The sequence below is a fragment of the Citrobacter gillenii genome (assembly GCF_013337685.1).
Classification (GTDB): Bacteria; Pseudomonadota; Gammaproteobacteria; order Enterobacterales; family Enterobacteriaceae; genus Citrobacter; species Citrobacter gillenii.
The window spans coordinates 135715-151256 of the sequence record NZ_SUQN01000004.1 but is presented as its reverse complement, the minus strand read 5'-3'; the positions used below and the strand labels follow the sequence as shown (position 1 = coordinate 151256).

9 protein-coding genes are annotated in these 15542 nt (G+C 49.3%); 5 read left to right on the top strand and 4 right to left on the bottom strand.

Translation table 11 applies throughout. The features are described 5' to 3' along the window. Nucleotides 1-73: 73 nt before the first annotated feature. From FCH32_RS10515 to FCH32_RS10505, 3 genes are read right to left on the bottom strand one after another with little or no spacing between them, the layout of a single operon-like run. Entirely contained in the window at nt 74-1408 is a 1335-nt protein-coding gene (locus tag FCH32_RS10515) for an HlyD family type I secretion periplasmic adaptor subunit (protein ID WP_135912042.1), read from the bottom strand. A gap of 2 nt (nt 1409-1410) precedes the next feature. Continuing rightward, complete coding sequence (locus FCH32_RS10510; protein ID WP_135912043.1) at nt 1411-3150, bottom strand: type I secretion system permease/ATPase; 1740 nt, start codon at nt 3148-3150, stop codon at nt 1411-1413. Nucleotides 3151-3160: 10 nt separating this feature from the next. After that, complete coding sequence (locus FCH32_RS10505) at nt 3161-8488, bottom strand: peroxidase family protein (RefSeq protein WP_174360863.1); 5328 nt, start codon at nt 8486-8488, stop codon at nt 3161-3163. A gap of 849 nt (nt 8489-9337) precedes the next feature. On the opposite strand from FCH32_RS10505, the gene FCH32_RS10500 reads away from it, so the two are divergent. From FCH32_RS10500 to FCH32_RS10480, 5 genes are all read left to right on the top strand, one after another. Further along, nucleotides 9338-10525, top strand: coding sequence for an OmpP1/FadL family transporter (locus FCH32_RS10500; RefSeq protein ID WP_174360862.1), 1188 nt, complete (start codon nt 9338-9340; stop codon nt 10523-10525). Nucleotides 10526-10804: 279 nt separating this feature from the next. After that, nucleotides 10805-11434, top strand: coding sequence for a winged helix-turn-helix transcriptional regulator (locus tag FCH32_RS10495; protein ID WP_117342784.1), 630 nt, complete (start codon nt 10805-10807; stop codon nt 11432-11434). A 308-nt stretch (nt 11435-11742) separates the two neighbouring features. Continuing rightward, on the top strand, nt 11743-13725 hold the full coding sequence (locus FCH32_RS10490) for an alkyl/aryl-sulfatase (RefSeq protein ID WP_137363302.1): 1983 nt from the start codon (nt 11743-11745) through the stop codon (nt 13723-13725). Nucleotides 13726-13837: 112 nt separating this feature from the next. After that, complete coding sequence (locus FCH32_RS10485) at nt 13838-14134, top strand: type II toxin-antitoxin system TacA family antitoxin (protein ID WP_174360861.1); 297 nt, start codon at nt 13838-13840, stop codon at nt 14132-14134. Continuing rightward, on the top strand, nt 14125-14607 hold the full coding sequence (locus tag FCH32_RS10480; protein WP_137400129.1) for a GNAT family N-acetyltransferase: 483 nt from the start codon (nt 14125-14127) through the stop codon (nt 14605-14607). Before FCH32_RS10485 ends, FCH32_RS10480 begins: the two co-directional genes overlap by 10 nt. A 100-nt stretch (nt 14608-14707) precedes the next feature. On the opposite strand, the gene FCH32_RS10475 is transcribed toward FCH32_RS10480, so the two are convergent. Continuing rightward, the gene (locus FCH32_RS10475; RefSeq protein ID WP_174360860.1) at nt 14708-15472 is read right to left on the bottom strand and encodes an SDR family oxidoreductase; all 765 of its coding nucleotides are present in this window, start codon (nt 15470-15472) and stop codon (nt 14708-14710) included. Nucleotides 15473-15542 lie beyond the last annotated feature (70 nt).

Below are 15542 nucleotides of genomic sequence, written 5' to 3'. Positions count from 1 at the left end.
CCAGCAATGGCATAAACAGGCCTGATGCTCGCCAATGAGCACCAGGGTTCCTGTCAGGGTAATGAATTGACGATCAGTACTCTTTAAACGCCAGTTCCAGACGGGCGAGTAAGGGTTTAAACAGGTAGCTTAAAAATGTCCGCTCGCCGGTTTTTATCGTTACGCTGGCGGGCATCCCGGCTTTAATCTTGTAATCACCCAGCAAGCGCGCACCTTCAGAGGAAACCTGCACTTCGGCGAGGTAATAGGGCTGTTGAGTGGCTTCATCAATTAACCGGTCAGCGGAGACGGTTAATACATGCGCAGGTACTGACGGCAGCAACGCGTGGTTAAGGGCCGGGAACAGGACGTCCACGGTTAACCCTGGCGCCAGTTTATCAATGGCATGTACCGGTATTTTGGCATCGATTTGCATCGGTTGTCCGGCGGCAACAATATCCATCAGATGTTCGCCCGGCTGAATTACACCGCCAACGGTACTGACCTTAACGTCCAGTACCACACCGTTAATGGGGGAGCGAATTTCTGTGTTATCCAGCTCATGACGGGTAGATACCAGTTCATCTTCCAGCATGGCGACTTCTTTTTGGTTTTCGGTCAGTTCAGACTCTACCTCACGCAGGTATTGATGACGCGCCTGATATGCTTTGATTTTCAACTCATTTTGCTGAGATTTGAGTTTGGCAATGTTCAGAATATCTTCGGATACACTGCTGGAGATTTCAGCGGCCTCACGTTCAAGCACCAGTAATTGCGCTTTCGGGTAGTAGTTTTTTTCACTCAATGCACGAATTGCGCCGAGCTCGCGGTTAATCAGCGTGAACTGATGATCGCGATAACCTTTTATTTTGTTGAGATTTTCTGTCTGCCCGATCAGGCCATCAAGCGTTTCCTGAATCATCGACAATTCATCCTGAATCGTTTTACGCCGGGTATCAAAGAGTTTGGCCTGCAAATTTCTGACTTCTGTCAGACGTTTATTCCCGGAAAATTGCTGAGTCAGCGCGCTATTGAAGGCAATCTCCTCCAGGCCGTCTCGCTCTGCCATCAGCCGGTCTTCAATACTTTTTGCTGAAATATACTGCGCGTTTAAGGCACTGAAACGCATATCGAGCTGCATTTTATCCAGACGGATGAGGACCTGATTTTTTTTGACCTGGTCACCTTCTTTAACGAAGATATCCGTTACACGTCCGCCGCTCAGATGTTGAATTGTTTTCCGGTTGCTTGATACCGTCACCGTGCCATCCGCGACCACCCCGGCATCCAACGGCGCTTGTACCGCCCAGAGCAGAAAGCCGCCAACGCCGAGCACGATGACGACGATTCCCCGAACAATCGGTGCCCAGATATTGGTATCCACACCTGAAGACCCCGGATTTCCAGAACCTTTTGTATTCTTTTTCATCTTCATGCCTCGCGTTTTTGTTCATTGTTGGATGAAGACGCTGTCGCCACTGGTTTTAATACATTGGCCTGGCGTAACGTGGTAAAGACTTGATCACGGGTACCAAACTCCTGGATAGCCCCTTCATTGAGCAGTAAAACCTTGTTCACCACACCGAGCAGCGTGGGGCGGTGGGAGATGATCACGGTGGTTTGCCCCTGGGTTCTGAGGGTATTAATCGCCTTGATGAGGGCAAATTCACCGGCATCATCCAGGTTAGCATTTGGCTCATCAAGGACCAGAAATGCGGGGTTGTTATACACCGCGCGCGCCAGCCCGATACGCTGACGCTGACCACCTGATAATTGATATCCACCTGAACCCAGTAAAGTGTCATACCCCTGCGGCAGGCGCAGGATCATCTCGTGCACACCCGCAAGCAGCGCGGCCGTCACGATAAGTTCACTGTCATTTTTCGTAAAACGGGCAATGTTTTGCGCGATTGTGCCGTCAAACAGTTCGACATCCTGCGGAAGGTAGCCGATGGACGGGCCCAGCAGTTCTTTATCCCACTGACAAATATCCGCGCCGTCGAGCCTGACTTTACCCGATAACGGTTTCCACACGCCGACCAGCACTTTAGCCAGCGACGTTTTGCCTGAGGCTGACGGGCCAATAATCCCCAGTACTTCGCCTTGTTCAAGCTGAAATGAAATATTGCGTAGCAGCGGAGTATGCTGACCGGGGGCGGCCGCAAAGACGGCTTCGACGCTGATATTGCCTTTGGGTTTTGGCAGAGTCAGGACATCTTTCGGTGCCGGGTACTCCTTCAGCAGGTTTGATAACTGGTGCCACGCGCTGCGAAATTGCACAAACTGCTTCCAGCTGCCGATCACCTGTTCAACCGGGTTCAGAACGCGCCCCAGAATAATCGAGGCGGCAATCATCAGGCCGGGGGTAATTTGTCCCCCGATCACCAGTAGCGCACCGGCGCCCAGCGCGATGGACTGCAATAACACTCGCACGAAGCGGCTCAGGCTGCTTAATCCTGCCGTTTTGTCGGCGATCTGCGTTTGTAATACCAGCACCTTGTCATGCTGGGTTTGCCAGTTGGACTTGAGGGTAGAGAGCATCCCCATCGCTTCAATGGCATCGGAGTTTTGCAACTGCTTATTGAGTTTTGTGGCATTGTTGATGGTCAACGCATGGGCTTGCTGAATAGGTCGCTTCGTCGATAATTCAGACACTATGGTGAGAATAAACAGTATGGATATCCCGCCGAGGGAGAGATATCCCAATAAAGGGTGGACAAGAAAGGCGATGAATAAATAAATGGGGGTCCACGGAATATCCAGCAGAGCAAACAGGCTATTGCCAGAAAGAAACTGACGAACCTGGTCAAGTTCTGCTATTGACTGCGCGGGATTGTTCTCTCCGGTGGCAATCTTTCTTTTAAACGCTGAGTTAAAAATCAGCTGGCTTAACTTCACATCCAGCCGATTTCCCAAACGAACCATGACCTTAGCACGGGCTGATTCAATCATGGCAATGACAGTATATAAACCGACAATGAGTAAGGTTAACATTAACAGTGTGGTGGTGTTTTTACTCACCAGAACGCGGTCATAAACCTGTAGCATATAAATTGCCGGCGCCAGCATAAGCATATTAATCACACAACTAAAAAATAACAGGATAAGAAAAGTAGGTTTCGTTCCTTTTAATGCATCATTCAGTTCTGTTGGCGTATGCTGGCGCGACATAGTCTTCTCCTTATACGATCAATGAACCGTTGCCGTTATTACTGGCAAGGGTGTTCGGCGTTTCCAGATAAAAATCACCTATCGTGACGGTGCTTGAATTGACGCCGACCAACGTGATGTTGTCAGCCCCGATAGTGACGATGGTATTGCCGTTGCTGCCGGTGATGGACACGCTGCTGGCAAAATTCCCTGCATTAATGCCCAACTGAACCAGGTCAAGATAGTCCTGACCACCATTAGGATTACTGTCAAAACCGGTGATGCGGTCTCGCCCAAAGTTGGCGGCAAAGGCGAAGATGTCATTCCCGGTACCGCCATCCAGATTGTCATTGCCTTCCTGACCATTGAGGATATCGTCACCGTTACCGCCGGTGAGGGTATCGACGCCCGCGCCGCCAATCATGACGTCGTTGCCGTTTCCACCTTGCAGGTTATCATTGCCGTCTCCGCCATCCAGGAAGTCATTCCCGATCCCACCGAACAGCTGATCGTTGCCTCCCATACCAAATAGCTGATCGTTGCCCGCACCACCGGTAATGATGTTGGCGAGTCCATTACCGGTACCGATAAAGCTGCCGCTGCCGGTGAACACCAGTTCTTCAACGTTACCGGTCATGTCGTAGCTGCTGAGGCTGGTGCGAACCACGTCCGTCCCGCCGTTCAGACCTTCGATCACCACATCACCAACGTCATTCACGATGTAGGTGTCATTACCGGCACCCCCGGTCATGCTATCTGCCCCCAAACCACCATCGAGGAGGTCATCTCCGGCATCGCCTTGCAGCGTATCTTGTCCCGCGTCACCAGACAGGCTGTCGTTTCCGGCCCCTCCGACCAGCAGGTCATCACCCGCACCACCAAACAAATTGTCATTGCCATTTTCACCGCGCAGAATGTCACTCCATGCGGTACCGTTCAGCGTGTTGTTTCCGTTATTACCAACAATCAGATCCCCCACCGGTTGAGTGGTGGTTGATGTCAGAACAACAGGGGGGTTGCCTTCGTCATCAACGACGGTGACCACTACCTGCAACGTGCGTCCCACAGCGGCCTGACCTGGGGTATAGGTTGCCGATGTTGCACCAACAATGTTGATGAACCCTGTCGGGGAACTCATTCGCCATTGGTAGCTGAAGTTGCCGCCACTCAGACCGTCAGCATCAGCAATGCCGGAGACCACTGCGGTCAACGTCAGGCTTTCAGTCGGCGTCAGGTCGTTAATCACCGGTGCGCCGGTGGTCGCCTGATTGCGTGGCATAATGGCCTGGGTTTGTGCTGAGACTAAGGTTTCCGCATCGCCCATTTGGTCGTTAAAACTGGCGACCACACGCAGCGGAGCGCCCTGAATAGAGCCCGGTACTCTGAACTCTACGCCGGTTGCCTGATCGCGCCATTGTCCGTTGACCAGAGCCTGCCAGGTCATGGTGATCACCGTATTTGCCGCGAGTCCGTTACCATCCAGCAAGTTGGCCACGTTAACGCGCAGCAAGTCACCGACCGAAGGTGTCGCGCTGCTAATGTTGACGTTACCTGTCGCTTTTTGTGCGGTGACCCACAGCTGTTGACCGTCGCCAAACTCCAGTTTTTCGATATTCAGCAGGCGGTCAGTGCCGTCATCCAGGTTGAGGGCGGCATTCGGCGTTGCGTGGTCGACCCGAAGGCTACCGTCCGCCATACGGGTAAAGGCATAGTTCGTGCTGATATCGCGATACACCGCAACGTCAGTTTCGGTGCCGTTACCTTCACGCAAGATCTCACGCACGATCGACAACTGGTTCGGTTTCAGGGTGCCGGCCAGCATGTACGACTTCAGCTCAGCCATGCTTTCTGCACTGGTGAGTCCTGCCATGCCGGTGACGGCAATACGCACGTTCAGCCAGGCATCGCCATCAATGATGTCGTTACCCGCTTTACCCATAATACGGTCGCTGCCGCCACCGCCGAGGATGATGTCGCTGCCGTCATCCGGATTCAGCAACACCGCATTCGGGTTAGAGGAACGCTCGACGCCGAGAATGGACTGTAGGCCGTTGATCCTGTCCGCACCTTCCTGCGTCAGGTTATTGGAGAGCGGGGTGCCCTGAACCGGCGCAGTGCCGATCGGCTGTTCCGTGCCGGTCAAAATGTCGTTGTGCTTCCATCCTGAAAGCCCTTCGACCAGGTCAAAGCGGTCACGCAGAATGAATTCCTGCTGATTAACGAAAATCGGGATCCCGAGATCGGAGTTCGCACCGTTCGGGTCGCCTTTATGGATTGCCCAGTCGAAACCGGCCATGCCATTGTTGCGTTGAATACCCGCACCCTGAACCATAATATCGTCGCCAGCTTCACCATCGTAGTCGGTATCGTTGCCCTGACCGTTCAGCACATCATGACCAATAATGGTACTGTTGAAGAACAGCTCAGAGTTATCACCGGCAAGCGTGTCGAAGCCGTCGCCGCCTTCCAGCCAGTCGTCACCTTCGTTACCCATCAGGGTATCAGCCCCGGATCCGCCCAGCGCAAAGTCGTTATCCAGACCGCCGAAGACCTCCTGTGCATCTTCGCCAACCACCACGAAGTCGCTACCGCTGCCGCCAAAGACCAGGTCGTTACCGTTACCGGAGAAGATGACATCATGCCCGGCATCGCCGTGCAGGAAATCAGCATCGCCAACCGGTGTCCCGGTGTCGGTAATAATGTCATTGCCATCACCACCGTGGACCACATCGGCTTCGTCGCCACCGTCCAGACGGTCATCACCACCGTCACCCCACAGGCTATCGATACCTTTACCACCAATTAACGTGTCGTTTCCGGCAGTGCCGCCGAGTACCACATGTCCGTCGCCGATGTATTTCAGGTAGCCGCCGTCGGCATGGGTATCACCATCCACATCATTCCCCGGAGCCCGTCGCACCAGCAAAGGTGTCAGCAGGTCTTTCAGCGGATTCCCCCATGTTGGATCACTTTCCATTTGCAACACGGTATTGACTTCGAAGATATGATCCGGCGTCTGGAACAGGTTAGCGGGCAGGTGAGAGGAATTCGCTTCGCCAAGGTCGCTGTTACGCATCACCAGTGCGGAGAACGAGTTTGCCTCCAGTTCATTGAGCAGGTTCAGGCCCTGAACACGGCTCAGGTAGTAGAACCGGTCGCCGTCCTGCAGCATTTCCATCTGCGTTTCAAACACAAAGTTGAAGGTCGAACCCAGCATGCCGCCGAATTCGTTTTTGCGCTCGGCCAGGCCGCCGATCCAGAAATCGACCATATTCAGGCCGGTTTCTTTGGTAGCCCATGAGTTGGTGCTGTTGAAGAAATCGAGCGCATCTGCTGGTGGGGCATTGTTTTTATCGCCAAACAACAGGAAGTTAACCGCCGCGCGTTTTTCGACGAGGGTGGTGGCGTTAAGGATCAGCTCATGCTGACCGTAGGCGGCCATAAAGTTAATAATGGACGCCGGGTTTTTCAGGTAGGTGGTGAAATCGGCCCAACTGGTATAGGGGCGCAACTGCGAGTCACCGCTGAGTTCAAAGAACTGCTCGCGAGCCTGGTTCAGCGTCGGCATTGCGGTATCACGACCGCGCGCAATGTTGAGTGCACCTAAGTCCAGCGGTAACCCGATGAGGTTATTGCGCAAGGCATCGGTAATAAACTCATCAATCTCGTTGCCCACCTGACGCGTCATGCCGCGAACAATTGCGCCGATGGCCGCATCATCAGAAACACCCACACCGTTGATTTGATTAAATGCCACCGGGTTGAGGAACGCAGTAATTAAATCGAGATCGCCGTTTTCGTTGTCGATATCGATACGCGCCACGGTTTCTGTGAGCATCGAATGGCCAAAGCGATACACCACATGTGCAAACTCGGCAAAGATCAGCGGGTTAATATCCGCCGTGTTAGAGAAGACAAACGGGTCGACGGCAGGCTGCACTGTACGGGCAAATTCCTCGAACACCAGGTGCTGGTACTGCATTTCCGTAGAGAAACGTCCTGCCTGGAATAAGTACTCACCATTCCAGACCAGGGTGCTGGTATCTTCGGGCAGTTCGGTTATTTGGTGTTTGGGCATTAACCACTGATTGATGAGGCCAACATCGCCGGTTTCCAGCAGGGTGGTTTTATATTGTTCCACCAGGCGGTTATGTTCGCTGTGGAACACCGCATGGACGGCAGTCAGGCCAATGTTTTCATTACCACGCCCGTCGCCGGTGATAAAGTGGCGATCGAGAAGCTCATCATCATACGTTCCGGGAGCTTGTTCGCCGCCAATGACATCATCATCATCTGCGATCAGACCCGCTTTTGGTGCAGCCGTGTGGGCAATATCATCGAGGAACGCATGCCCCGTCCGGAACGTATCTGTGGGTAACACGCCACCGTTAGCCTCAACCAGGCCACCTTTAGTGACAATTTGTACTTTACCGCTGTCACTTAAAATCAAATTACCGTAACGGTCGGTCGCCAGCAGTGGAACACTAAAGACATCCTGATCGGTGAGTGTAATACCGAGTAAGGTCTCAGCCTGCTGTTTGACGTCAGCCCAGGTCGCCAGACCACCGTTAGCACCGCCCAACAAATTACCGGTAGGCTCAGGTTTACCGTCAATTAATACGTATTCACGGATGAAAATCTGATGCGAAGGGTGAGAGGTGTAGGTTTGGTTTTGATCAATAAATGGCGTCGTCGTGTTGACCGTTTCACGGTTTTCATCAACCGTGGCCCGGGTTAGGATCATAAAGTTAGTTGGTGAACCTTCCTCGTACAACGGGTCATCGGGTTGCAAGGGAATGAAAACAATCCCGTTGCCACCTTTGGGGATCAGATCCAGGCCGTGATCAAAAAACTGACCAAAGAACGTCATCCAGCCGTTAAAAGCAGGGGAGAGTCCCACATCCGGAGACTGGTTAGGGATGGTTAAGGTATTGCCTTCCCCGGTGATGGTCCCACCACCAGGCACACCCTTTAATGCGTCAAACACCTCCTGAGCGGCAGGGTTAGAGGCTGTTTGGTCCGAAATCAAGTTACTGATGATTCTGGGGTCTGCATCAGTAACCGTACCACCAAGTTGGAAGTAGCTGGACCCCTCATCGGCATCCTGCCAATTCAATGCGGTTAACCTCGGCATTGTCTGGTCGGCAGAGCCGTATAACTCCTGGCCGGGCAAAAGGCTATTCCACGAACCGTCTACCGTGCGCAGTCCATAGGGTAATAGCGGGCTGGATACTGACTCTCGAAGGGCATCGCCATTGATCGAACCATCCGGATTAGTTGCTGCTTCAGATATTTTGATCTGCTTAAGAATAAAAGCGAGATCGTGGAGTGTGACAGTAAAGTCATATTGTGAGGCCATAAATAATTACCCCTATCTTTACTTTGGATTAGCTATCATCTGTCATCTCTGTTACTAACTAAAACAGATATGAGAATGAGTCTTATTTGATTCTCGTGTGCTATTACGTGTACAGATTCCATTCTTCAAATAGTTAAAATACTGGCGTCATTATTAAAGTTATTCTCCTGGTTTGCGTGCTAATATATTCACCTCACTTATTGATTAGGTTTGAAAAAATGGAAGTATGTTTAACCTATTGAATCTAATCACATACTCAGGGCACACAGTTTTGCGAAGACGACGTCTTCGCAAGGGTTAAAAGTGGCGTTTTTATCTCACATGACATTTTTGTTATGATCATAACTATGGATTTTCCTGTGGCGACTTCACTCATACTTTATAATGAAAATATTAAATTTTCATTTCTTTACACTTGAGTTAATTATCACCGCGCGGTGCTGGCGCCCACCATTAAATAATGCTTCAGAGACCAATATGTATTGAGGAGTGGTAAGGTATGAGGACCTATGATTCTTTAAGCATTTTGGTCATTATTTAACAAACTAAGCCACTGAGGGTATGCAAACCCTGTGACGATCGTCAATGTAGTCTTATTCTTAATACTCTACGTAAAACAGATGATTTAAATGTGTTTTGTAATAGTGAAGTCGTAGTACTGAATTTGAAAATTTAATATTGGATCGATTTTGTCACGACACCACGCCAGTCCCCTGATTATGATGTTACCGAAAACAATAAGACAATCTTTGCGAAACAGAGGGGTAACTCTATAGTTTTTAGAGAGACGGGCACGTTGTTGGCCATACTCCTTACACAAAAAGATTATCCATCAATGCAGGTAACCAAATGAAGAAAAAAATCATTCTCATCTCCGGGATGCTATTTTCAACGCTCAGTCATGCAAGTGCGCTCTATTTTTACGAAATAGGTACGGAGGATACCGCGCTAGCGGGAGCCGGGCAGGCTGCCCGGGCCCAGGATGCGTCAACGCTATTCACTAACCCCGCAGGCATGACTCGCTTACCTGACCACATGGTTACCACAGGATTGCAGGCAATGGGGGGAGATATTCCCTATTCGTTGAATAACGAATCGGCGGATCGACAAAGCCCCGGCAACGTCATGACAATTTTTCCTAATGCCAGTCTGTTTTATACACAGCAACTCAGTGATTCCGTTTCGGCGGGGATTGGATTATATGGCAACTATGGACTGGGTATCGATTTTGGCAACTGGGCAGGGGATCGGCTAATTAAAAAAAGTACGATGGTAGCAATGACCCTCAGCCCTGGGATGGCCTGGAAGTTGAATGATAAAGTCTCAGTGGGTGCGGCTGTGGGGCTAAACTATGGCTTTCTATCGCTAACCCGAAATGTCGGGGGTAATGATGAGAAACAAAACGATCATGACTGGGCGACGAATTACCGTCTTGGCTTGCTAATGGATTTAACCGATCGCACCCGAGCAGGTATTACCTGGACCAGTAAGACCGATTATCATTTCAATATCGATGGAAAAGCGCGTTTCCCAAACCTGCCAAATGTTGAGTATGACCTGCCGATCTCCGCACAAGTTCGTGCACCGCAGCAGGTGATGTTGAGTCTGGTTCACGATATCAACACGCAGTGGTCGGTGATGGGCGATCTTGGCTGGCAGGACTGGAGTCAGTTTGGTAGCCCACAAATAACCGTTAATGGTCAATCGAACGAACACGCCAATCGTATGAGAGATACATGGCATACCGCGTTAGGCGTACAGTATCGCCCTGATGAGCAGTGGCGAATTAATGCGGGAGTTGCGTTTGACAGTTCGCCGTACAAAACACAAAGTGATGTTGCTCTGTCGTTACCTACCGGCGACGAATGGCGATTTGGCACCGGGGCACAATACCAGATTACACCTGCCAGTAATATTGGGTTTGCCGTGGAGTACTTGCATATGCAGTCTTCTCAGGTTAAATCAGATGCTTTTGCGGGCGAATATAAAAAACCGTGGCTTTGGTTTGCCAGCGTTAATTACAGCTATCAATTTTAGCGCATCATTTTAATAAACCCGGCTTTAGAGTGATGCTAATAGTAACGGTTGTGGACTATTGAATTCACAACATCTGTTCCCGTGTCATACAGGGAGCGTACAGCGGCATAATTAATCGTCTGTCGCTACCAGCTGGTGGCCTTTTCCATATGACATAGCCTAATAAAAATAAATTTGTTCTTTTATTAATAGGAACCCTATGGCTGGAATATGGTCTATCTTCATTGAAGTTATCTTGGTTTACATCGTTAGCTCAATTGAAAGAGTACGGGTTTTATCATGCAAATTTTACCACCGGTACGTCCTGAACAAAGTATCCAACGCTTGACGCAAGCGCTTGAACCCATAGCCGAAAAACTCAAGGTTGTGCCACGTCGGCGTATCCTTTGGATGCACAAAAATCAGCCTCAGTTGTATCTTTTTCTGCAAGGAGAGCTTTCTATTTTGCGTTCGTCGGATGGCCTACTGATCGTCACGGTCTATGAACCTCATCTGTTCGGTCTCGCGGAGATGCTCCAACCAATTCACGGTCATTTATTACGTGCAGAAACAGAGTCAACAATACTACGCGTCGATGCGCATAAAGCGCGAGAGCTGTTTCATAAAAATGGTTTATGGGAAGACGTTGCCTCCATAGTTTCCTACCATACCGGTTATCTCTTCTATCGTGATGATTTAGTGGTACAGCAGCGTACCTATTCAGTAATACGCAATCATCTGGAGGAGATGATGCTTTTACCCGAGGAGACACGCCAGCGAGTCGCTATTTTAGATTATATTCAAGAGCGTACGCACTTATCGCGTAGCAGCATTTTGAATGTTGTCTCCGCGTTAAAAAAAGGTGGTTATATTGATTTCGAACGTGGGGGGTATCTGACATCAATCAGCAGATTACCTGAGAGGTTCTGAGTAAATCCAAAAATAAATTAAATATCAGTTATCAGCAGGGCTTGAATATTCTATTGTGGTGGTACGTTATATCCATCAACCATGGCTGTATTTCCACAATAGGTAAGATATGAAAAAGACAATCATCACACTCATTTAAGAGTAAATGAAAATTTATAATTAAACATCTTTTTAATTAACCCCATTGGTTTTTGGTGTTAGTCTTTTATTATCGAATAATACAGACTTACATTTTCACCCTTATACAATGTTTCAACATTCAAAAGAGTAGGGAAGCCCTGCTCATAAAGTATATTAGCCGAGGATTTATGCAACTTAATAAAATAGTGGGTTATATGGTCATCGCTGGTGTGTGTTCCACATCATTAATGTCGCTGCCAGTTATGGCGCAAGAGGGAGCGAAAGATGCCACGGCACAAACGAAAAGTGCAAACGATGCATTGTACGGGCAGTTACCTTTCAATGATAAAACTGATTTTTCTAATGCTCACAAAGGATTTATTGCTCCGCTTCCGGCTGACCTGATTAAAGGAAAACAAGGCAATATAGTCTGGAATCCGCAGCAGTATGCGTTTATTAAAGAAGGTGAAAAAGCGCCCGATACAGTGAACCCAAGCCTGTGGCGTCAGTCACAACTGATCAATATCGGTGGACTTTTTGAAGTAACCGAAGGGGTTTATCAGATCCGAAATCTGGACCTTTCAAATATGACCATAATGGAAGGTAAAGAGGGTATTACCGTGGTTGATCCGCTGGTATCCGCTGAGACCGCAAAAGTGGGGATGGATCTCTATTATCAACATCGTGGAAAGAGACCCGTCGTGGCGGTCATTTATACTCACAGCCATGTTGACCATTATGGTGGTGTTCGCGGCGTCGTTGATGAATCCGACGTAAAATCCGGGAAAGTGAAGGTATATGCACCGGCTGGTTTTATGAAAGAAGCGGTATCAGAAAATATTATGGCAGGTAATGCCATGAGTCGCCGTGCCAGTTATATGTATGGCAACTTATTACAGCCCGATGCGAAAGGACAGGTTGGGGCGGGGCTTGGGACGACAACCTCCGCCGGGACGGTGACGCTGATTGAACCTACCAACTACATCACCCACACCGGGCAGAAAGAAGTTATCGACGGGCTGACCTACGATTTTATGATGGCTCCAGGTTCGGAAGCTCCATCAGAAATGCTGTGGTATGTAGAAGAGAAGGGCATGATTGAAGCGGCAGAAGATGTGACTCACACGCTGCATAATACCTATTCGCTACGCGGTGCAAAAATTCGCGATCCGTTGGCATGGTCAAAATATATCAACGACGTGATTGGTCGCTGGGGCGGTAAAGCAAACATTATTATTGCTCAACACCACTGGCCAACATGGGGCAATGAAAATGTCGTGACGCTAATGAAGAGCCAGCGCGATATGTATCGCTACATTAATGATCAGACTTTACGCATGGCTAACCAGGGACTGACCCGTGATGAAATCGCGGCGAACTTCACGTTGCCGCCCGGTCTGGCAAAATCATGGGCCAGCCGCGGTTATTACGGTTCTGTCAGCCATGACGTGAAAGCAACCTATGTTTTTTACCTCGGCTGGTTCAACGGCAACCCGGCAACCCTCGATGAATTGCCACCCGTCGAAGCGGCAAAGAAATATGTTGATTACATGGGCGGCCCTGATGTCATTATGCAAAAAGCAAAAGCAGATTATGCCCAGGGCAATTATCGCTGGGTGGCGCAAGTTACGAACAATATCGTCTTTGCCGATCCTAACAACAAAGAGGCACGCAACCTCGAGGCCGATGCCCTGGAGCAAATGGGATATCAGGCTGAATCAGGTCCGTGGCGGAATTTTTATCTGACCGGTGCCCAGGAGTTACGCAACGGCGTGGTGAAAGGTGCGACACCAAATACGGCCAGCCCAGATACGGTTAAAGCTATGTCACCGGAGATGTTCTTTGATTATTTGGCGGTGCACATCAACGGCGAAAAGGCAGCAAATGCAAAAGCGGTCTTTAATGTCGATTTAGGCAATGACGGTGGCAACTATAAGCTGGAGCTGGAAAATGGCGTGCTTAATCATAGTGCTAACGTGCAGGCCAGTAACGCTGATGCTTCAATTGTATTGAACCGCGCGACCCTGAACAAAATCATCCTCAAAGAGGAGTCACTAAAACAAGCAGAAGAAAAGGGCGAGTTACACGTCAGCGGTAATCACGCAAAACTTGACGAATTCCTCGGCTATTTAGACAGCTTCGATTTCTGGTTTAATATTGTAACACCTTGATTATGTAGAAGGTGAAGTTAAAACCCGCCGAATCAGGCGGGTGCAACTCAAGTTTCGTATAGCAATCTGCTACCAATTGAGCTAAGGTTTGTGTATAGCAATTTGTTACCATATGGAGAAACTTATGCAAACCAGCGCTCGTAAGCCAACTCGCGATAAGCAAATTAATATCCGCGCTACTGATGAGGAACGCGCAGTGATTGATTATGCCGCAAGTTTGGTTAATAAAAACCGCACTGACTTTATCATTGAGAAGGCCGTGCATGAGGCCCAGAATATCATTCTGGATCAGCGTGTGTTCGTTCTGGACGATACCCGATATCAGTCTTTCATTGAGCAGCTTGAAGCGCCTGTACAAAATGTTGAGGGGCGTCAACGCCTGATGGATGTGAAGCCAGAATGGAAATAAACGTCACGGCGCCGGCGTTGCTGACCGAAGGGCATGAGCTGCAGCCATTCGATTGCGGTAATGAGGTGTTAAATGATTGGCTACGTCGCCGGGCGATTAAAAATCAGTACCTCAACGCATCGCGCACATTCGTCATTTGTCTGGAGTCTACTCAGCGCGTAGTGGGTTACTATTCCATTGCAACTGGATCCGTGAGCCACGCTGACTTAGGGCGTAGTTTACGTCAGAATATGCCCGATCCTGTTCCGGTTGTTCTGTTGGGCCGTCTTGCTGTTGATGCCAGTACGCAAGGTCATAGTTTTGGAAAATGGTTGCTTAATGATGCTGTACTGCGCATTTCCAACTTAGCCGATCAAGTGGGTATCAAAGCCATCATGGTACATGCTATTGATGGCAAGGCCAGAGCGTTCTATGAATATTTTGGTTTCGTTCAGTCCCCAATAGCGGCAAATACGTTGTTCTACAAAATTTAAGCAACCGCATTGTTCCCGAATCGCCAGAATGCGTATTACTTGACCACTACAAATGAAAGTCCTGAAAGTCAAAACGGCAGGGTATAACCTCCTCTAAAATCTAATATAGGTTCAGCTCGTTAATAATGCAGTCAGGTTCTTCACGCAGAGGCATATTGTCCATGTCTAAAACCCCATCATTTTTTTGTGGATCATCAGTCTGCAGGTCTGCAAACAGTGGCGTAAGATCCTGCTGTGCTTCGCCTCGTTCAGCCACCAACTCGAATGTTTTATTTTTTGCCTCGTCGTTGGTCAGGGCACTGACCAGGACCTGGGCGATTTGCTCTCGAGATATCACACCGTCTTCCGGCGTTCCCGCATGGCGACGATCTCCCTGGAACATTACGATTCTGTGCTCATCATCATTGTTGTAATCAAACCAGCCGGGCCTGACGATGGTATAGGGATGACCGCTGGCCCTGACCAGACGCTCGGCACGTCTTTTCCAGTCATGAACCTCAGTGCGCTGATTCCAGGTGCTGAGCCGTTCAGTCACGCCAATCGTGGTCATCAGGTTGATACGAACAGGTACATCCTTGAATATTCGTAAAATATTGCGTACTCCGCCGTAATCGATAGCGCGGGCACCAATTCGACCCTGACCATCAGAACCGAGTGTGAAGATGATGGCATCAATATCTTTCGGTAATTCGGTGAGTGTTTCAGGCATTGAAACATCGCCGTAAAAAATATCCGTTCCCCGAGGAAGCAATTTTACTTTGCGTTTATTTCTGACCAGCGCCACGGGCTGATGACCCATTTCAATAGCGGTATTGACGACATGAAGACCAATACTTCCTGTCGCCCCGGCAACGAGTATTTTCATGATAAACCTTCTGATAATGCAGACTTATTTTCGATACAGCCAGAATATCAATTATCATTATTGTCAGTAA

Excerpts from the sequence above, each read along its gene's own strand:
- FCH32_RS10515 (WP_135912042.1), bottom strand. The coding sequence starts at position 1,408 with ATGAAAAAGAATACAAAAGGTTCTGGAAATCCGGGGTCTTCAGGTGTG.
- FCH32_RS10510 (WP_135912043.1), bottom strand. The coding sequence starts at position 3,150 with ATGTCGCGCCAGCATACGCCAACAGAACTGAATGATGCATTAAAAGGA.
- FCH32_RS10505 (WP_174360863.1), bottom strand. The coding sequence starts at position 8,488 with ATGGCCTCACAATATGACTTTACTGTCACACTCCACGATCTCGCTTTT.
- FCH32_RS10500 (WP_174360862.1), top strand. The coding sequence starts at position 9,338 with ATGAAGAAAAAAATCATTCTCATCTCCGGGATGCTATTTTCAACGCTC.
- FCH32_RS10495 (WP_117342784.1), top strand. The coding sequence starts at position 10,805 with ATGCAAATTTTACCACCGGTACGTCCTGAACAAAGTATCCAACGCTTG.
- FCH32_RS10490 (WP_137363302.1), top strand. The coding sequence starts at position 11,743 with ATGCAACTTAATAAAATAGTGGGTTATATGGTCATCGCTGGTGTGTGT.
- FCH32_RS10485 (WP_174360861.1), top strand. The coding sequence starts at position 13,838 with ATGGAGAAACTTATGCAAACCAGCGCTCGTAAGCCAACTCGCGATAAG.
- FCH32_RS10480 (WP_137400129.1), top strand. The coding sequence starts at position 14,125 with ATGGAAATAAACGTCACGGCGCCGGCGTTGCTGACCGAAGGGCATGAG.
- FCH32_RS10475 (WP_174360860.1), bottom strand. The coding sequence starts at position 15,472 with ATGAAAATACTCGTTGCCGGGGCGACAGGAAGTATTGGTCTTCATGTC.